The sequence below is a fragment of the Nitrospirae bacterium YQR-1 genome, assembly GCA_039908095.1.
Lineage (GTDB): Bacteria > Nitrospirota > Thermodesulfovibrionia > Thermodesulfovibrionales > Magnetobacteriaceae > Magnetomonas.
In genome coordinates, this window is sequence record JAMOBJ010000012.1 from 56768 (window position 1) to 76309 (window position 19542).

16 protein-coding genes are annotated in these 19542 nt (G+C 41.9%); all 16 read right to left on the minus strand.

Features of this window, described 5'->3' with window-relative positions; all coding sequences use genetic code 11:
- Positions 1 to 61: 61 nt before the first annotated feature.
- The 16 genes from rnr to H7844_07900 all read right to left on the minus strand — a co-directional run bounded on the left by rnr (position 62) and on the right by H7844_07900 (position 19371).
- On the minus strand, positions 62 to 2146 hold the full coding sequence (rnr, locus tag H7844_07825) for a ribonuclease R (protein MEO5357190.1): 2085 nt from the start codon (positions 2144 to 2146) through the stop codon (positions 62 to 64).
- Between the two features lie 41 nt (positions 2147 to 2187).
- Positions 2188 to 3189 carry a hypothetical protein gene (locus H7844_07830; GenBank protein MEO5357191.1) on the minus strand — a complete coding sequence of 334 codons (1002 nt, stop codon included), beginning with the start codon at positions 3187 to 3189 and terminating at the stop codon, positions 2188 to 2190.
- A complete protein-coding gene (locus H7844_07835; protein MEO5357192.1) occupies positions 3186 to 3869 on the minus strand; it encodes an ABC transporter ATP-binding protein in 684 nt (227 codons plus the stop codon). The genes H7844_07830 and H7844_07835 overlap by 4 nt, the downstream gene beginning before the upstream one ends.
- Before the next feature lie 13 nt (positions 3870 to 3882).
- Positions 3883 to 5046, minus strand: coding sequence for an ABC transporter permease (locus tag H7844_07840; GenBank protein MEO5357193.1), 1164 nt, complete (start codon positions 5044 to 5046; stop codon positions 3883 to 3885).
- Positions 5046 to 5345 (minus strand): hypothetical protein, encoded by a 300-nt coding sequence (locus H7844_07845; GenBank protein MEO5357194.1) that lies wholly within the window; start codon positions 5343 to 5345, stop codon positions 5046 to 5048. The genes H7844_07840 and H7844_07845 overlap by 1 nt, the downstream gene beginning before the upstream one ends.
- Before the next feature lie 9 nt (positions 5346 to 5354).
- Complete coding sequence (locus H7844_07850; GenBank protein ID MEO5357195.1) at positions 5355 to 5849, minus strand: nitrous oxide reductase accessory protein NosL; 495 nt, start codon at positions 5847 to 5849, stop codon at positions 5355 to 5357.
- A gap of 110 nt (positions 5850 to 5959) precedes the next feature.
- Positions 5960 to 6853 (minus strand): hypothetical protein, encoded by an 894-nt coding sequence (locus H7844_07855; protein ID MEO5357196.1) that lies wholly within the window; start codon positions 6851 to 6853, stop codon positions 5960 to 5962.
- Positions 6825 to 7967, minus strand: coding sequence for a DUF354 domain-containing protein (locus H7844_07860; protein MEO5357197.1), 1143 nt, complete (start codon positions 7965 to 7967; stop codon positions 6825 to 6827). Before H7844_07860 ends, H7844_07855 begins: the two co-directional genes overlap by 29 nt.
- Positions 7960 to 9051: a hypothetical protein gene (locus H7844_07865; protein ID MEO5357198.1), complete on the minus strand. Its 1092-nt coding sequence runs from the start codon at positions 9049 to 9051 to the stop codon at positions 7960 to 7962. Before H7844_07865 ends, H7844_07860 begins: the two co-directional genes overlap by 8 nt.
- 19 nt (positions 9052 to 9070) lie before the next feature.
- The gene (locus H7844_07870; protein ID MEO5357199.1) at positions 9071 to 10108 is read right to left on the minus strand and encodes a hypothetical protein; all 1038 of its coding nucleotides are present in this window, start codon (positions 10106 to 10108) and stop codon (positions 9071 to 9073) included.
- Between the two features lie 7 nt (positions 10109 to 10115).
- Positions 10116 to 11156 carry a hypothetical protein gene (locus tag H7844_07875; protein ID MEO5357200.1) on the minus strand — a complete coding sequence of 347 codons (1041 nt, stop codon included), beginning with the start codon at positions 11154 to 11156 and terminating at the stop codon, positions 10116 to 10118.
- 24 nt (positions 11157 to 11180) lie between these two features.
- Entirely contained in the window at positions 11181 to 13277 is a 2097-nt protein-coding gene (locus H7844_07880) for a radical SAM protein (GenBank protein ID MEO5357201.1), read from the minus strand.
- A gap of 19 nt (positions 13278 to 13296) precedes the next feature.
- Complete coding sequence (locus H7844_07885; GenBank protein MEO5357202.1) at positions 13297 to 13971, minus strand: hypothetical protein; 675 nt, start codon at positions 13969 to 13971, stop codon at positions 13297 to 13299.
- A gap of 221 nt (positions 13972 to 14192) precedes the next feature.
- On the minus strand, positions 14193 to 16058 hold the full coding sequence (locus H7844_07890) for a hypothetical protein (protein ID MEO5357203.1): 1866 nt from the start codon (positions 16056 to 16058) through the stop codon (positions 14193 to 14195).
- Positions 16055 to 17545 carry a glycosyltransferase family 39 protein gene (locus H7844_07895; protein MEO5357204.1) on the minus strand — a complete coding sequence of 497 codons (1491 nt, stop codon included), beginning with the start codon at positions 17543 to 17545 and terminating at the stop codon, positions 16055 to 16057. Before H7844_07895 ends, H7844_07890 begins: the two co-directional genes overlap by 4 nt.
- Before the next feature lie 269 nt (positions 17546 to 17814).
- The gene (locus H7844_07900) at positions 17815 to 19371 is read right to left on the minus strand and encodes a glycosyltransferase family 39 protein (GenBank protein ID MEO5357205.1); all 1557 of its coding nucleotides are present in this window, start codon (positions 19369 to 19371) and stop codon (positions 17815 to 17817) included.
- Between the last annotated feature and the right edge of the window lie 171 nt (positions 19372 to 19542).

A 19542-nucleotide genomic window follows, 5' to 3' on the forward strand; every position in this document is an offset into this window, starting at 1 on the left:
TGTGCATCACCACTATCACCTTTATTATATTATAACATGTTATGGAGGCTGGTATAAAAAGTTAAGACAGAGTAAAAAATATCTCTCTGTCTTCCATATCCACCCTGTCAATCCGCACATTGACAGGGGTTGCTATAGAAAACACCTTCTTTTTATTCTTTCCCTTCAGAGTCAGGCTCCTTTCCTCAAAGACATAGTAGTCATCAGACATCTGAGACACTTCCACTATGCCGTCTATAAAATGGCCATCCAGTCGTACCCTTAGCCCGCGTGTACTTGTCCCGATTACCCTGCCCGAGAACTCCTCACCCACGCTGTCTTTTAAAAACCAAACTCTCAGGGCATTAATACTCTCTCTCTCGGCTTCCTCGGCAACCCTCTCCCTGTGTGAACAGTGAAAGGCCACATCGGATAGTTTTTTAGAAAAATCTTTACTGTCCTTAGAAACTCCAGATAGTGCCTCACGCAGCACCCTGTGCACTACCAGGTCGGGATACCTTCTGATGGGAGATGTAAAGTGTGTGTAACTTTTGGATGCAAGGCCAAAATGCCCCTCATTTGTTATTGAATACCGTGCCTGCTTAAGGGCTCTTAACACCAGATAGTTTATGACCTCCTTGTAAGGGCTCTCCGATGATTTTGCAATTATTTTGGGAAAATCTGAGGCACTTATCCGGTTTTTATTCCACGATATGGTACATTTGAGAACTTTTATTATTTCATCCAGTTTCCGCTGGTCAGGCTCCTCATGAATTCTGTAAACAGACGGAACTTTAAGCGATTCCAGAAAACTACTGACTGCCTCATTGGCAGCTATCATAAACTCCTCCACTATAGAGTGGGCAAAGTTCCTCTCCGTACCAACTATACTCTCAAGCGCCCCCTGCATATCAAGAATTATTTCAGGCTCAGGGAGGTCAAAATCAAGACTGCCGCGCTGTAACCTCACTTCTCTCAACAAAGTGCACAACTGCCCCATTATCTCAAACTCCGGCACCAGTGCGGCATACTTTTTTCTCCTGCGCACATCCCCATTTACCAGTATCTCCTTAACAACCGTATATGTCATCCTCTCATCACTTCTTATCACTGATGGATAAAACCGTGCGGAGGTCCTTCTGCCTGAGTCTGAGAAATCCATCTCCACTGTAAAGGTTAAACGGTCAACTTTGGGTTTGAGGCTGCATAGCTCTTCAGAAAGCCTCTTAGGAAACATAGGAATTACTCTGTCGGAAAAATACACCGATGTGCCGCGTCTGCGTGCCTCTGTGTCAAGAGCACTTTCCCACGGCACAAAATGGCTTACATCTGCTATGTGGACGTAGAGCTTATAACCCTGCGGCTGTTTTATTATTGATATGGCATCATCAAAGTCCCTTGCCCTCTCACCGTCTATCGTTACAGTTTTAAGCGTGCGTAAGTCAACACGCTCCGTTATCATATCAGATGTGATTTCATCCGGCAAAGCCTTAGCCTCATCAGTGACGGCTTTAGGAAACCTCTTTGGCAGATGAAACTCATCCACTATCATGTCTATCTCGGATTTAGGTCCGTCGGGAGCTGTCATAATTTTTATGATTTTACCCACCGGAGGACGGCTTGAATTCCCGTAGTCTGTTATTTCCGCTACTACGCTGTCTCCGGCCTTAGCACTCAGTGTGTCATGCTCAGGTATATATAAATCAAAAAAAATTGTCTTGTTCTTTGGTTTAAGGTAACAAGCATTTCCGACATAATCAATACGGCCAAAGACCTTGTCATGAACCCGCTCAACCACCCTCACTATTGAGCCCTCACGCCTCCTGCCGTCCTCAAGTCTCACCACAACGCGGTCATTGTCCATAGCGCCGTTTGTTTTCCTGCCGGGAATGAAAATGTCTCTCTCCCCGGATTTATCCACTATGACAAAACCATAGCCACCCCTGTGGGCCTCAAAAAACCCCGTGGCAAGGCCCATCTCGGTTGCAGGCCCGTAGTGGCCGTTGTTAGTCCTGACCACCACACCCGCCCTCATCAGCTCACGCAGATACTTCTTAAGCAGACGGGTCTCCTTAGTGCTTTCACTGAGACGTCTTGACAACTCTTTGAAAGACTGCGGTTTTTTCATTGATTTCAAGTACTTCTTTAGCTTTTCTCTGTCAATCATACATAACCCTAACCGGGTAATTCCTCATATGCATTTATTTTCTAAAAAGGTGTAAACGACGTAAATACCAACGGCCATGTGGATAAAACCGCAAAAATAACCAAAAAGATGATTGAGATTACAGCCCACTTCTTTTGTACTTTATCAACAACCACCGTTATGCTGGGAATATCCCTGAAAAACTCCGAAACACCTGTGGCTATGGTAAAAGACACCGCCCCTAACAGGCTTACAAACAACGGATAGCCAACGTAGTTATACTGTCCCTTTAACACATCAAACGGGCAATGATGGGTCGGAAGCTCATAGTAGTAGATGGAGATAAAGGATATTAGCGATGCTATGGAAACTATCAAATACGGTACTGAAAGACCTGCAGCTAAGTACCTAAACACCCCTGCGTTTGTTTTAACTGAGCCAATTAAAACTGAAAGCAAGCAAAGAGTTGAAATGTAAAACACATACATCATTGGCTTAACGGGGAGAGCTGCAAGGGCTGAAGCCACGGATTTCTCCTCGCCTCCAAAAAGGGAGCCACAGCAGGAAGTTATCATCTCAGGTTTCAGGCCATTAAAATATTTAAAAGTCAAAATAAATTCAAGAAGAATCAATGGCGAGACAAACACAAGAAGTATATACTTAAACTTAACAAGTGGATAGTCCTCACCCTGTTGGTCTATGTAGTTAATAAAAAGCCACACCGAGGAAATCAAAAATGTTATAATTTTAGTGTATAACACATACCACCCTACAGGGTTGGCGTTAAGAGCGCCTGTGGCACACATGGCCCCGACAAACAACTTATGTATGTCATCTGCGGTAAATATAAAAAGAAACAATGAAAGAACCTCAATAAACAGTGCCGTGTTAATAATAGTTGAAATAAGATAGGTTTTTCTTTCAAGGGACAGTTGCAATTCCGAGCTACTTGATATGTCCCAGCTTCTTACTATAGAGAGGCCGATAAATGAGGCACAAAGTGCCATAACAGCCACAACGGCTGATGAGAGCAACAGGGCAAGTACCCCGGGATGAAGTATCACTTTATAACGACCTCTTTGAGTAAACCATCTCTCATTTCCACTGTTTTCATAACATACTTTGAATCATATATCAGGGGATCATGCGAGGCGATTATAATAGTTTTACCCTCATGGTTAAGGTTGTGGATGATTTCAAGAAAATCAATGGATAACCTCGTATCCAGGTGTGCAGTGGGTTCATCGGCAAGGATGATTTCAGGGTCATTGATAAGAGCCCGTGCAATGGCTACCCGTTGCTGCTCACCTCCGGAAAGCTGCGTGATCTTAAAATCCCTCTTGTGAACCATATTTAAATGCTCCAACACTTTATTAGCGCGCTCTTTTATTTCTGAATATGGCGTTTTAGTGGGATAGAGCGGAAGCATAACGTTTTCAAGCACTGTGATACCCCTTATAAGGTTAAACTGTTGAAATATAAAGCCAAAAGTATTTCTTCTTATCTCTGTAAGAAAGCGTTCCGGCAGTTTTGCCACATCCCTCTGTCCTACTATAATTTTACCCTCGGTTGGGCGGCACATGCAGCCGATTTGGCCCAGAAGGGTGGTTTTCCCTGAGCCGCTTGGGCCCTTAAATACTACAAACTCTCCCCTGAAGACCTCAAACGATATATCCGTAAGCGCCCTCATCTCATCAGGCAGCCCCGGATTATACACTTTGGAAACCTTCTCTACTTTTACCAAAATGTCCATTGCCCTATGTCCTCATTATTGTATCAGGGTCAGTTATCGCCGCCTTCCATGAGGGCACAACCGTGCTTACCACATAAGGGACAACTGTTAGAAAAAAAATTGAAAACACATGGTATATATTAATGTATGGGATGGGTTGAAACGGCGGAAACAACACTGACCATCCCTTCAGAACCGGCCCAAAGAGCGCTGCTCCGAATAAAAACACATGTACATAAGCAAGAATTAAACCGGTTAGAAACGACAGTAGGGAGACGACCATACCCTCATGGAACTTTAACTTCAACACATCTGAGGTTTCCCATCCGATTGCTTTAAGAATACCGATTTCCCGTCTTTCCGCTGCACTCAACCCTGTTGCCTTATCCCATACAAAAATGGCAAAGGCAAGCAGAGCACCGAAAAACATAGTGACAATAATCCCACCCCGCCAGTTAAACACGTTGTCATAGGTGCGAATTATGTCGCCTTTTAGTATAACTCTGGCATCGGGCCATGTTCTTACTATCTTTGTGGCTACTGTTTGTATCTCACTATCGTTATAAACCTCTACTATCAGGTCTGTGGCACGGTCTTTGGGAATATCAAAGAAACCAATAAGGTCTTCTCTGTCCATAATAACAAGATCGTTGGTAAACATCGCCGATACGCTGTCAAAAATACCGACAACTTTAAGGGAAACACTTCTACTGTCACCGATTGCAAGAAACATATTATCATTAAAACTGAGTTTTCTGAGTTTGGCAACACCTTTACCCACAGCACACTCTCCTTTTGTTTGAGGGAGTTTACCCTCAAGGAGTTTAAGTCCGTCAAGTTCCTTTGTCAGACCGATAATCGTATAGTTGGCATGTGTCAAAGTATCGTAATAGTATCCCCAGTAGCGGGGTTGCACACTGCCGACACCGGCAATTGAGGATATCTGCTCAATATAATTAAGCGGTACGAGATCATGGCGTCCGGCAGCCAGTTTCTGGACTATTAACTCAGGAGAATCATAAAAGACATTCATAGCCTCCACCTTAAAAGCATGTGTGAGAAACAGTATGGAACTTATAATGGCAATTAATATACTAAAGACCACAATAATGGCAAGGTTTTTATACTTTTTCCTAAGCAGGGATGAAATTGCATATTCAAGGATTTTATTGTGTCCCCATGCGGCCATTATTTCTGATTCCTCTCATTAAACATCCCGGGTGGCACAATGGAACCGGCGGGGAAGTGGTCAATAGAGGACGGAAAATCCTGAAAAGCGCTGAAAAAATCCGACTGTGACGGATGCCTCGTGTACCTGGCCTCGGTCCATATAGCCACATCTGTGAGGGTCAGTTGCCGTACCAATTCCCTCTTAGCATCAAGCCGGCCTTGTAAGTGTGTGAGAGAATAAACCGAAAACACGGAAAAAGCCAGCAGTAACAGTGTTTCAAAAAACACTATAAACATAAAGACTTTTGTTTTTACCATGGTGGCAGCTTAGTGTTTCTTCATATCGTGCTTCATAGCGCCCGGGATATCTGCAGCGGTTATTTCACTGAATTTAAGTGTCTTATCACCCTTATGGTCAAGAATAAAGCCTTTTACCTTATCCTCGGAAACCGGCACAGCCTCTGCTCCCATAGGGCCCTCTACGTTACTGCCAAAGACAAAAACCACAGAGTCCGCCTTTACGGTCTTAGCACTGTAGTAATCCGTAACGTATATGTCTGATACATCTTCCTGGGTTTTATCTTTGCGGTATTTGGCAACATCGAAGTAAAATTTCAGCATATCCTTAGGGCCGTCAAAAAAAACATATGTGCCATCTTTAAAAACTACCTGAGACACCCACTTCGGAAAGGCCTTAACAAGCATACCACAAACACCACACTTATCGTTTGTGCCGGGTTTTTTAGCATCAAAGGCCAAAAGCGATGTGTTTAATCCTAAAACAAAAAAAAATGTTACAAAATAAACAAACTTCTTTAACATGTCTCCTCCTCTCATTTTTCTCTATTATTCATATCATAATGTTTAATCGTGATAACACTAACACCATTATATCAGATATTATAAAAACAAACAATACGCCTTACCTTTTCTTACAATAATACAGCATCAACAGGGACGTCATATGGGCTGCCGCCTGAGTAATCGTCTTTTTTGGCTCTTATGAATTTTGCCGCCCTGCCCTGACGGTCGTGCCTGTCTGTTATTTTATCTTGTATGATATTATATTGGTCGGGGGTGATTCTGTATTTTTCTTTGTAGAGTTTTAAGTATTCCATGTAGAGGGGGAGGTTGTCATTTATTTTGTCGGGATTTTGGTCCCACATCGAGGATGAATAAACGCGGTACCAGATACCTCTGTTGGGCAGCCATGCGTAGCCCGACTGCATACACCAGTGAAGCCACTCGTGGACGTCTCCTAAAATTGGAGCACGTGCGGATTTTTTTATACTAAATGTCAGAGATGTTTCAGCAATTGTCGCAACAGCGTGTCTAAAACTGCTCACAAGGCTCAAGCGGGCTGATTCCTTACCTGAGATCAAACACGCCCGCTTAAAAAACGGCATACGATACCCCTTCGTTCCGTCCTCATAAATCATGTCCCAATGAAATGTTACCATCGGTATTATGTGGTTTCTCAAAACGTTCAGGGCTAATCCGTAAAAAACCGGCTCCACTATGTCGTCATCACTCATTTCGTGGAAATACTCACCGTAGATTAATCCCTTCTTATAAAAAAAGTCCATAGAGCGGCTGTTCCTTTCTATATTCTCTCCCTCCATGTACTCTACTACATCATAATCAGGCAAAACGAGATTTTTGTTATTATTCAGAAACGCTTTTACTTCCTCACTAAGGACACACACTATAACCTGAGTAGTAAAGCACGCAGGGACAAAAGACAGGGAGACCTTTACGCTTTCAAGTGCTTCTTTAAGAAACGCCTTCCTGAAGGCGTTAACAAATACCGTTAAATCTTTCTTCATTATTGCTCATAAGCCATGAGACAAACCTGTCGGAAAAACAAAGCGCATTGTTTATCTGGTTTTCGTAGAACTGCTCAGAGAGCGCTTCTTTTTTCTTTCCAAAACTACTTAATGCAGTCTCTATCAGTTGAGTTTCGGAAGATACCCATTTCATAAGTCCGACATCCATAAGAAACTTATCATAGTGGCTTACAAAAGAGCGCGTTGAAACCGTGGGCGTGCCAAAAAAAGTTGACTCCACATTTATTGTACCCCCGCCCCCGATAAAGAGGTCGCAGTAAGCAAGAAGATGCTGGATTTTTATCTTACTTTGAAGCACATGGGCAAAAGGAAAAAGCGTTTTTAGATACTCAGTTTCATAACGGGGCACAATTATTATGTTTGCCCCTGTCTTTTTATATATCTCAGGCAGCGCTGTATATAACAGAGGATACTGCTTGTCAACATATGAGGCCTTGTACTCTTCCTCACGCACAACTATGGTTGGCTTTGCAGGGTTAGCCCCTATGGAGCTTAAAATTCCTTCAAATATGTTGTACTCAGGTCTGAAATCACAAAGCCAAAGGACAGGGTCAATAAACTCATAGGAAAACACCTGTGCCGGTTCAAGAGAGAATCTGGTGAATATCTCATCCGGCACCATAAAGGGTTTGAAGACCTGTGCCGAAAGCGGGAGAGTTAAACGTGCCTGAGGGAGTGCTTTCAGAAAATTGCTTGTATAATCTGAGAGCGGAATATCATAAAAATTGACAATCGGGATTTTCAGTCCAAAGGCAACCCTGTTAGCATCCACCGAGCAGAGGCAAACCAATTTTTCCACCTTCTGTGAAGAATTGTCAGTGTCGGCATCCATGCCTGCGATGGTTTCCATAAAATCAATTTGCCTCTGCAAAGATGCATGAAGCTTTCCCTTTAACTTACCGCCGCCGAATTTTCCTATGCTGTGATATTTTATTTCATACAAATTAAGCAGGTCTGTCGTTTCCGTATAATCATCTCCCTGCCGTGAAGTCACAAACGTCTCAATGCCGCGCTCTGTTAGTTTTTCGATAATCTTGCGGAAAAACATTACGCTCTTTGGGGTGGCCAGATCAATCCATATGGCCTTACCCATCAGTTTTTTCCCACCATGGAGCAAGAGGGATCAGATCATTTTCATCAAAAACAAAACCATACTTCTTATCATAATCCTTAAGGCCGTGGGCTGGTACACAGGGTTCTTTAATCTTAGCTTTCAAGGCGCAGGTATAAAGACATTTGCTTTTGCACCCGCCCTCCCCTATTGTATTAAGAACGTCTGAAGCAGCGTCTGAGTCAAGGACGGCATCCAAAGAACCAAGCTCTCTTATACTTCCCATACACAGCTCAGGCAGCCACAGCAGACACGGATACACGTTGCCATAGGGGTCAATATCAATGGAGCGGCGCCCCATGTAGCAGTCAAAATCAACCGGCTGCCCTTCCCATACAGCACGCTGCCAGTGATACTTTGAAGCATAACGGCTACTGACAAAGCCTATCTCATTAAGGCGTCTGTATATCTCCTCCCTTATCTCCTTAGGCGGTATAAAATCACTTAATGAAAGCTCACGATTTGTTAAATTATCTATGGCATTTTTAAATCTGTCCGGGTTAAACCGCCCAAATCCCATATACAGGCCAACGCCAAGGCTCTTAGCAAACTCATACACCCAGTTTATTAAATGGTAATTTTCCATGTAAATCGTAAACTGAAAACGTACGGCCATGCCGGGAATCACCCTGAGTCTCTTGGCTGTCTCAACCGCCTTTGCAAATCCGTCTTTAAATAACCTTATGTTGCCGTAGGCTTTCTCATCACCATCCAGTGAAATATCAAGCCTGTATAGTGGAAACCGAGATGTTACGTACTTTGCCACCTCCTCATGGAGGTCAGGGTACCAGCCGCTAATGGGCGTATCTATTACCGTATCGGGAAGGTACTTATGAATTGAATCAACTGCCCGTATATATGTCGGGCTCTTATGGGGCTCACCACCGGTCAGGTGTACTTTCTTTATTGAGAGGTACTTAGAAGAGAAAAGCAAATCCAGCTCATGCGATTTTAGCTCATCCTGCCGCTTGTCAGGCAGCTTCCATATGGAGCAGTACCGGCAGTGCCCGGGGCAAAACTCCGTTAAAGTATATGATATGTCATCAATGCTGTATTTGGCTTCCATTTAATTTCCTTTTAAAAATTTAATAAACAGACCCGCCTATAAAGTGGCAGTACTTACAGTTAATACCGTGTGTGCAATTTCCGGCATTTTTCGGCTCAATCCCGTCAATTTCAGTTAAATACGCTTTGGCAGCCCTGTGGCAGGGGTTTAACTTAAGGCATTCCACCAGGTGTGGTCTTTCCTTTGTAAGTGTATATAGGTGAAAGTGGGCGCCTGAGACAAGTTTTTTATTAAAACACTCCGCCACTACACGTTTAAACATCTCCACGGCCTTTTGCTCACTTATGCTTTTAATTCTGGGTATGCTGTTGTAGTAATCTGTCCAACCTCTTTTTTCCCGTATGGTTTTAAATTGTTTAAGCTCATCAATTTCCAACAAGGTTGGGATGTACTCCACCCATTTATTTGCAAAATATGTTGAATCCGCTACAAAGGTATTCCAGTAAGACGGATTCTTTCTGCGATAGTACTGGTAATTGTGAATTATCTCCAAATCCAGAGCACATGCCACCTTTTTACCACTGCGCCATGCCTGCATACAAATATCCAGGTCATGCTGGTACTTATTAAATTTGACATCAAAGTAAAAGTTCTTGCAGTCCCGTACAAAAAGGAGCGCACTACAGAGTGTGGGCATATAGGCAGCGCCGCTTTTTATCTCCTGAGGGTCAAGCATCTGGTCTGTAAATAACCACGAAAGGCCGTCAACATCAATCCATATGCCGTCATGGTTGGGCTCGCCGCTTTCAAACACATGGCGGCAACCTACAATATCTGCGGAGAGCTCATCAGAAACCTCATAAATCCTATCTAACCAGCGGGGTTCATATATTTCCACATCATCATCAATAAAGACCACGTTCATGCTACGCTCGGAAGCATATCTAAGGAGACGGTTCATTATTGTAGGGTGGTTAAAGCTGCGGTCAAAGTTATTGTCCAGCAGGATAAACTCCGCACGGCTCAAATCCGTGGCCTTAACCGACCGTACAGCACGGCGTGTTATCAGCCGGTTGTAGTTAGGGCTGCACATTGCAATAAGTGTATCTTTGTTCATTTACTCCCTATAAAAGATGGCATTTTCTGCAATCCACATACATATTACAGTTGAATTCCGATAATTTCTCATCCCCCAAACGCTCTCTTAACAGTCCCTTAGCTTTTTGATGACAGGGGTTATATTTTAGGCAGTTTTGCAGATGAGACACCCTGTCCTCAAGCAGAAATAACTGAAAATAGCTGTCCGATTTGTACTTTTCATTTATACTCTCAGTTGCTATCTTTGTAAACATTTCTACAGAGAGTTCCTTATCAACAGTTTTCAGCCTGTCGGCACGTATGAAGTAGTGCTCCCATGTCAGGTGTTTCCATGTAACGGTTTCTGCAAACTCCTTAAATCTCAGAAGCTCCGGCACTTCTATAAGCGCGGGGATGTAGGATGCCCATTTTTTTGAAAAATATCCTGAATCGTTGTGAAACGTATCCCAAAATGTCGGGACCTTTAGCTCATAGTACTTAAGGTTGTGAATAATTTTCAGGTCGATGGCGCAGGCAGCCTTTGAGCCTTGCCGCCATGCCTGAAGGCAAATATCCAGGTCGTGGTGGTACTTTCTGTAATTAACATCAAAGTAGTATTTTCCAGGATTTTTAACAAGGAGCACGGCGCTGCAGAGCCCAGGCACATAGACGGCGCCATCAATTACATACTGAGGCTCCATCACCAGGTTATAGTACATCCACGTGCCGGTCTGCTTACACACAAAAATTCCCTCGTGATTGGGCTCTCCATTTTCGTATGTATGCACTGAGCTTACAATGTCGGCGTTCATCCTCTCTGAGACTTCATGAAGACGCTCTATCCAGTTATAATCATATACCTCAATGTCATCATCAAGAAATATGACGGTTTTTCCGGCTTCAGCCCCATACCTTAACATCCTGTTCATAATCGTCGGATGATGAAACTTTCTGTCATAATTATTGTCTAAAACTATAAACTCAGCCCTTTGTAAATCAGTCTCCTTAACCGAACCGACAGCACGCATGGAAATCATACGGTTTACCGTGGGAGCACACATAACAACGATAGTATCTTTTGTTCTCATGATGCTACTGCCATATTATCATTATTATTCATCAACGATTTTCTTCTGTGTTTTGATAAACAATATCGGGTCTTTTATGAAATCCCCTGTGTAAGGAGCCATCTCATCAGTGCCAAAACGACCGGCGTACTGATTGGCAAAGCCGTCACATATAAAGCCGTAAGCACAGAAGCGGCACTTGTCGCTTTGCTCAAAAGCAGTGCGTTTAAACCTGTGGGCTTCAAAGAGGTGCATCTCCTGCTCGGTACTTATGAGCTCTCTGATTTGCACCGACGTCTTTGGAGATGGGTTTCTTGTTTTATCGGAAAACCAGCTGCAAAAATCCCATTCGTGGGGGTCATAACTGAGTTGTGAATAGTTATAGCACTTATTTTCATGGCCTTTCATCATACAAAACGGGAAATACCGGACATTAGCTTCAAGCCCTGCCTCATCACAATAATCCAAAGCCTCACGCAGATATGGGCTTATTTCACCGTGGCTTGATTGAAAATCTATGTCCATCTTAAGAGACCAACCCTCAAAGGGATTGTAACTTATGAAATTTATAACCCGTCCACCGTGCCTGTGAGTAAACATGGCTATATCTTTTAACTGAGTCTTATTTACCGCCGTCATTGTGCAGTTTACACGCCACTTAATATCATGTTTCTGGAAATTCTCAACTGCCCCAACAACGTGCTTCCAACCGTCTTTTGATTTTGTAAGAAAGTCATAAGTATCACCAAGGGCATGAACAGAACAGAGAAAATCATAGACACCGGCCTCCGTCAGCCTCAGCACAGTATCATCATTTGATAAAGCCCTCATGTTGCTGATAAGCGAGGGTTTAAGGCCGATTTCGTTACAGTACTTAACCAACTCAATGATGTGGGGGTAAATCGTGGGCTCTCCCCCTGTGATATCAACCCATTCGTTTTTGTACTCGCTCCGGTATAGAAAGGCATCAGCTTTACACTCATCAAGTGTATGCCAGTTCTTTGCAGGTGTGTGAGCATAGTAGCAGAAAATACACTTTATATTACACAGATAGCCGACATAGAGAACCGCCCTTTTGGTAAGAACACGGTCAGTAGTAGTAGTTAACTTATCAGAGGGTTTATTTTGGAGCCCTCCGGTTTCGTAATTTACCTTTTGAGATACTATGACAGTTGATACACCCTCTGAACTATGTGTTACAACACCGTCAAAGCCTATAATGGTTTTCAAATCATAATGGCTTCCAAGGACTTCCTGAAGGTACTTCCTTACCTCGACTTCTCTGCCTACCGGCGTAATCACTATGGTATCGTAGTCGTTTATTGAATCATTCAGACTATCAGGATACTTTACGGTAAGACCATAATAAGGCTTTCCACAGAGTTCTTTATTCTTATCAACGACCATCTTCAGACTTTCACCCAGAAGCGGGGCAAGGGCATTTGAGACAGTGCCTGCTCCATATAGCGCTATTTTTTTATTGTTTTTTGAGGCGGCGGCCAGTTCAAGGATACTTAGTATAAATGTGGTCATATCATGGCGTTTGTATAACGGATGTGATTTAGGAATAAACTCAGGTAAAAAATTAACTCCGGATGAAACTCTTAAAGCCGGCACCTGAGTGTTCACCGTTGTTTTTATCTCATGCGGTAGTATAGGGTAACCAAGAGTAGCCATATTTTCCAAAAAGGCCGAATCAGGACTTTGTTCCTCTTTATTCTTGCTGTTTTTAAACCACCTGCTTATATCGTATTGTTTTATATAGCAGACAACTAATTCCATATGCACTAACATAATGGGCGAAATCTTGTTGCCGCCTGAAACAGTATAAACGCCTTTAAGTGATTCATCCTCAGTGCGTCTGATTATATCCCACATAGCAGGGATACTTACGGCGTCCAAATCCGGCGCCCAAAACAAATAATCCATACCGCAATTAAAGCTCTCAAGCAAGGCTGATTTCAGGAGCTCCTGCCGGCAGCGTACGGGGTCATTGTCATAATGCCAAAAACACAGACTCTCATAGTTAAAAAAATGTGACATTCCTATATAGAGGCCGTTTATTTTGAGAATATCCTCCGCCGTTGGTTCATGGTTGAGGGGTAGAATCAGAATTATCCTTATTTCATGTGTTTTTCTCATCTTTCATCCCTGATTAGTTTTAAGATACACAGAAAGTTTTAATATCCTCATTTAAAAACAACCGGGCCTTAATGTAGTAACACCATTTGTTTCTTAAATGCTCGATGTCAGCTTCATTTAACGAGCTCTCCGATAATAGACTATCCCCGTAAGAAAGCAGAGCCTGAGAGACCGCAGTTTTCTTTCCCTGAGACCATGCCCTTACACAAATATCGGTCACATACATGTTCCCATAGAAATGCTCATCAATTTCAATTTCCTCAGGGCGTGGAATATAGACAAGGCCCGGTGTTACCGCCGGTACGTACAAAACATCCCGGCCGTCATCTTCTATTGTAATATGTGCAGCTTTATCGGTAAGTGTGTAGCCATAGATTTTATTCCGAGTATTCTCACTTATCCCAACACACCCCACAATAGATGCGCCGGAGGCCTCTGAGGTGTTGATAAGTTTTTCAAGCCAGTCGTTGTCTTTAACCAAAACACCGCTTTTTATAATAACAACCGGTCTTCCATCTGCGTAAGCCATATAGGCCTTAATACGCTTAGAATACGGTTCATCGTTTTCATATCCGCTGTCTGCTATAAACAGTTCAGTCTTAAACAGGTCGGTCTTTTTCAAATATTCAATGGTTTTTCTCGTAACAGGGTGGTTTAAGTCAAAAGTGTTTAATATAATTAAAATTTCCTTCATTTAATCGGCTCCGTTGAAAGTCTGTTCTAAGCTATATAATTTATCGGCATAAAACCCGATTCCTTTAAATGTTTGTTTTGATTGCTTATTATAGCGGAAAGTTCAGGGGCATAAATAGTAGTAAAAGATATTTAATCTGACAGGTGCAAATTCTCCCTTGCCGCCTGTGTTTACTTTTGAATTAGAATTGGAATAACAACTATTGTGTTACTAATGGCTGCTCAAAATGCAAGATGTACGGTAAAAAATTCAACTTCAATGTTGTTTTTAAAAAAAACAGGGTATGGCGTAGTGATTGCAAATTCACCGGTTGTTGTACTGCCGGAGGGGATAAAAGGGCTCAGAAAAATTCCGTTTACGGCGTTTCTGAAAACGAACCTTGATTTATCCGTACGCTTACCGTCTATGTAAACCTCAAAATACGTCATAGGTGGTTTATACGCAAGGGCAAGCAGCCTGCCTGCAAAATTGTAATCCATACGGATACGGGCAAAGACCAAAGTGTCGGAGACGTAAACCGGCATTTTAAAGGGCTCTCCCACGGAGGCGGTTAGAGAGCCGGCAGAAGTCTCCTCATATTTTTTAGGGGTGCCGTGTTTCCTTAGAATCAGAAATTTACCGTCTGAATGAACCCGGCTGTAGCGCAGCAGTATGGTTCTGAATGTTTCCGGTTCGTAAAAAACGGGTTCCTTACCATCAAGAGAGTCATTTTTATAAATTATAAATTCAGGAGCGCGGTTGCTTTTATAAAACTCCGCACCCAGCTTATCCAACTGCGATGTGTAGGCATTGTATGATTGAAATACAGGGCGCGGGCGGTAGTTTAAATCATAAAGCTCAGTAAGAGCAATGTCAAAGGGAATAATATCCACGGTGTGGCCATTTATAAGATTGATTGTCTCCGGCGATAAACTGAAAAACTGTCTCAGCATTTTCCTGTTTTTTTCTTTGGGCGCAAACTCCTTTTCATTAAAGAGAATCTCCGTAAGTGCACTCATCTGGCTTATTGTTGTGTTTAACGGAACGATGTTTTTAGGATATAAAATAATTGTAAAAATCAGGGGAAACAACAGTGAATAAATAAAAACAAATCTCTTGAAAGTCTTTCTCATGTTTTGTATTTCTGCAAAAAAGAGAATATTAATCAGGCCCCATGTAGCAAAAAAGTCTATGGCATGTAAATCGGTATGCCTCATAAAGCCATGTTTAAAGCTGCCCAGACAGAGAGCAAAACTGAAAACTAAAAAAAGAAGGCCGTTTCCGCCACCCCGTATAAAATTGTAAATTATCAGCCCAATATAAATACACCAAAACAGTATAGCTGTTAACACTTGCCACAGCTCACCTGTTACAGAGACGGCCTCTGCATAGTAAGCCGTTAATTGCATAGAGTTTTTAAAAAAAACAAACATATCGGAAAAGCTGCCGATAAGTAAGCGCCCTGAGGCAAATAGTGAAACGATATAAAGCATAACAACAAATAATGCCTCACCATAGCGTTTCATGTATAAAAGAAAACCAGTCAGTGTGGCGGCTATAAGAATTAAAAATATTCCTAATGAAATTTTTATGTATGCAAGTACCGCAAATTGCGGAATCAACAGCAACAGATACAGATATGACGGCTTTTGCCTTTTACAGTATAAATAAGAAAAAATAAATAAATAAAAATACAGATACGGCTCAATCCGGTTTTTTGCCTGAAGAAATATAAACAGTGATAACAGTACGTATAAGTAAACGGAGGTTGAGGCTTTCACCTTTTTGAGAAAGAGCAAAAGAGCGGCAAAGAACGTAATATGAACATAAAAAGTAAAAACTACAGAGCCTATCCAGTGTGCCCTGTCAATGTAAAGAGGGGATTTCAGATATCCGATGGGACCGTATGTGCTAACGATGTCTTTGCCGAAATTGTAGTTCATAAGCAGAACCTTATTGAGGCCAACCAGATAGGAATCGTCAAGCTCTGCAGTCAGTACATGGTAAAATGGTGGTAATGTTAATATAAATAAGACGGCAAACAATAGAAATATGGTGGTTTTGCCGATAAATGTGTCTGCTTCCCGGCTGTTGCCTGTTATTATCACCGTGGTTTTTTCTTAAAGACAAGAAATTGGATTTTGTTTGCAGATGTAACATATTCGTACAAGTCCGGGTCCGGGATGCTGCCGCCCACCTTTGAATTATGCACTTTAATAATAACCGGCACGTAGTTTTGCCTCAGAAATTCAGAATAGGCCCCTGTATCAAAGGACTTTCCGCCCAGGTACTCATTAATTCCGGAAACACTTTGAGTGAAAATCCAGTCAGGAAATTCTGATGGTTGCGTTTTTATGTAATTAATGTCAAGCACTTTTAATTTTGTATAAAATATTACTGGAAATTCAGAATCCTGTGCAAGGAGTGTTTGCCCCGGTTGCGCATTTTCATTCAAAAAAGCTATCAACTCCTCAGAACGGTTAACATACGGGGTGAGTCTCTCAATAAGTATATCTTTAACCGGAAAGCGCAGCTTCTGTAATTCAAGTCTCGTATGCGGGATTAGCAGATTTTTAAACGGCAACACTGCAGCGTATCCAATAACATTTGTAAAGCACAGTACACACAGCAGAGTATAACGCAGCAAGAAAGGGGTTTTTCTCAGAATTAATGCCTGCAAAATGATAAAAACAGGGATAAGTACAATTATATAGCGAATAAAAAAGAGATAAAAATTTATAGTAAAAGACAACTGAAACGGAATAATTGCAATAATAAAAAAGAGCATTTCTTTAGAGCCGGCATTAATAATAAATTCGCTTTTTCTAAAAAAGACCGGCAGCAGAAGCAACAGCAGAGGAAACATCGTCATGTTAATTTCAATGAGGTAAAAAATCAACTTTTCATAATATGAGGAAAGCCCCACAAGCCCGGCCTGATTCCATAGGGCGGCATATAGAACCCATGCAAGGGCAAAAACAGAGACAATACCGGAGGCAATGAACAAATCAAATAGAAGTCCGGGGTATTTCTTTCTAAGCATAAAAGCTGCGGCCATAGCAAGGAGCATATTGCCAGGGACAAACATGTAATTACTGTAAAACTGGGCTGTCAGAGCTATGGCCATACAGACTATGCCGACACGCTTTCTGCCTATTAGCAGATGAAAAGCGTATATAAATAAAATCTGCATAAAGATGGCAATTGTGTAGTACTTACATTGCCTGCTGTGCAGGATTAACACCTCAGATGTTATGGAAAGCAGCAGTGTTATCAGGGCCAGTTGTTTGTCTTTAAAAATATCGAGGACAACGTAAAACAAAAAAATCACGGACAGAAACCCCAACACAGCAAATGGTAGCCGTGCTGCAAACTCGTTTTTCCCAAAAACAGCAAATGATGCAGCCGTCAGGTACTCACTAAGCCACGGGGAATAAACCCAAACGGAGTCTTTATTGAGGTCGGCAGCAGAGTTAAAAAGCAGACGATTTGTGCCGTCATCCCCTCCGGGGATGCCGTACTTAAGGATATTTACAGCGAGATTTGCAGTTATTGTCTCATCTTCCCATAAAACCCTGTTGTCAAGCCTGTACAAAAAAAAAGCGCAGCAAGCAGAAATATTAAACTCAGGGAAAAAGCGGTTTTTCCGTCTGCCACCATAGCCAATTGTAATTGGTTAAAAGGGTGTTTGTCAAATGAGTAATACCGAGTTGCATTCAATCGCCTAACTTTGTTGGCTTCGTCAAAAGCTCCTTGACGTACGCTCCTCTAAAAGGGGAATCCCCTGTAAGGGGAGGTCGCGTTCTCCTTGCCGCCTCGTTATGCTTCTGACTGCAACTTGGTATAAATCGTAGCTACTACACATCAACCCTTTTTCTTATAAGCTATTAAAGGAATCTTTTCTGCAGTAGTGAAGTATTCATACATATCCGGGTCAGCGACACTACCTGCAAGCCAACTGTTATGCACCTCAATTATAACCGGCTCATAGTTTTGCTTAAGAAACTCTGAATTCTCTGCAATATTACACTTCTTGCCAGTGACGTACTCATTCATTCCTGAGACACTCTGAGGAAATATCCAGTCGGGGTTTGACGTTAACTGTCCTTTTAACTTGTGAAGATTAATCACCTTAAGTTGTGTATAAAATATCACAGGAAACTCACTGCCACAAGCCAGCAGTGATTGCCCGGGCAGTGTATTTTTATTCAGAAAAGCTATCACCTCACCACTGCGGTTAACATAGGGAGTGACTCTCTCCATAAATATATCTTTAAGCGTTACTCTCGGCCTTTGTATTTCAAAGCGGGGACGTGTAGCCATAAAAGCCTTAAACGAAATTAATCCGGTATATCCTATAAAATTTGTAAGACAAAGGATTCCGGCAATCGTATAGCGAAGCAGAGGAGGGGACCTTCTCAGTATTAACGATTGCAGGACGATAAAGACTGGAACAAGTATTATTATATAACGGAGAAAAAAAGTAAAATAATTTATAATAAATACAATTTGAAACGGTATTATGGCAAGAATAAAAAACATCATATCCCTGGAAATACTGTTAACAACAAAATCACTTTTACGGTAAAAAACAAGCAACAGAAGCAACAGCAGCAGCGGAAACATTGTCATGTTAATTTGCATGATATAAAAAAGAAGTTTTTCATAATAAGATGTAATCCCTATATATTGAGTCTGGTTCCAGAGTTTTGCATATATAACCCAAATAAGCCCGAGAGATGAAACAATTACAGCAGCAATTATTAAATCACCGAAAACTCCGGGGTATTTCTTCCTAAGGATGAAACCGGCTGTCACTGCCAACAGCAAATTACCCGGCACAAACAAGTAACTACTGTAAAACTGGCATGTAAGGGCTATAAACATATAGACAATACCGATACGTTTCCGTTGAAGCAACAGATAAAATGCAAATATAAACAATACCTGCATAAAGACTGAAACCGCATAGTACCTGCACTGCCGGCTGTGGAGAATCAACACCTCGGAAGTTACTGAAAGAAGCAGAGATAACAGTGCAAGTTGTCTGTCCTTAAAGATATCCCAGACTACATAAAAGAGAAATATTACTGATAGAAACCCCAACACAGCAAAGGGTAATCTTGCTGCAAACTCGCTCTTCCCAAATATGGCAAAAGAACCTGCCGTCAGGTATTCGCTAAGCCACGGTGATAACACCCATATAGAGTCTTCATTGAGGTCATTAGAAACATTAAAAATAAGGCGGTTTTTCCCGTCATCACCAAGTGGAATTCCGTATTTAAGTATATTAACGGCCAGATTAGCCGTTGCAGACTCATCTTCCCATAAAATCCTGCTATCAAGCCTGTATATAAAAAAAAACGCACCAATCAGAAAAATAAAGCCAAAAAAAACAGCAGCTTTTTTATCTATTTTCATTGCAAATTTTAATCACTCTCAATGGTGTTTGTCAATTGATACCAAGTTGTATTCAGAAGTAAACGCAGGCGGCTGGGAGCCGGCGACGCCTTATAGGGGTCCACTATACTGAAATTTACTTTAAATTACTAAACCAAAACTGTTATAGTTAAGAATAACTAACGCAAACTG

What these genes read in the sequence shown, in the direction of transcription:
- rnr (MEO5357190.1), bottom strand. Translation starts at nt 2,146, where the DNA reads ATGATTGACAGAGAAAAGCTAAAGAAGTACTTGAAATCAATGAAAAAA.
- H7844_07840 (MEO5357193.1), bottom strand. Translation starts at nt 5,046, where the DNA reads ATGGCCGCATGGGGACACAATAAAATCCTTGAATATGCAATTTCATCC.
- H7844_07845 (MEO5357194.1), bottom strand. Translation starts at nt 5,345, where the DNA reads ATGGTAAAAACAAAAGTCTTTATGTTTATAGTGTTTTTTGAAACACTG.
- H7844_07850 (MEO5357195.1), bottom strand. Translation starts at nt 5,849, where the DNA reads ATGTTAAAGAAGTTTGTTTATTTTGTAACATTTTTTTTTGTTTTAGGA.
- H7844_07855 (MEO5357196.1), bottom strand. Translation starts at nt 6,853, where the DNA reads ATGAAGAAAGATTTAACGGTATTTGTTAACGCCTTCAGGAAGGCGTTT.
- H7844_07860 (MEO5357197.1), bottom strand. Translation starts at nt 7,967, where the DNA reads ATGGGTAAGGCCATATGGATTGATCTGGCCACCCCAAAGAGCGTAATG.
- H7844_07865 (MEO5357198.1), bottom strand. Translation starts at nt 9,051, where the DNA reads ATGGAAGCCAAATACAGCATTGATGACATATCATATACTTTAACGGAG.
- H7844_07870 (MEO5357199.1), bottom strand. Translation starts at nt 10,108, where the DNA reads ATGAACAAAGATACACTTATTGCAATGTGCAGCCCTAACTACAACCGG.
- H7844_07875 (MEO5357200.1), bottom strand. Translation starts at nt 11,156, where the DNA reads ATGAGAACAAAAGATACTATCGTTGTTATGTGTGCTCCCACGGTAAAC.
- H7844_07880 (MEO5357201.1), bottom strand. Translation starts at nt 13,277, where the DNA reads ATGAGAAAAACACATGAAATAAGGATAATTCTGATTCTACCCCTCAAC.
- H7844_07885 (MEO5357202.1), bottom strand. Translation starts at nt 13,971, where the DNA reads ATGAAGGAAATTTTAATTATATTAAACACTTTTGACTTAAACCACCCT.
- H7844_07900 (MEO5357205.1), bottom strand. Translation starts at nt 19,371, where the DNA reads ATGAAAATAGATAAAAAAGCTGCTGTTTTTTTTGGCTTTATTTTTCTG.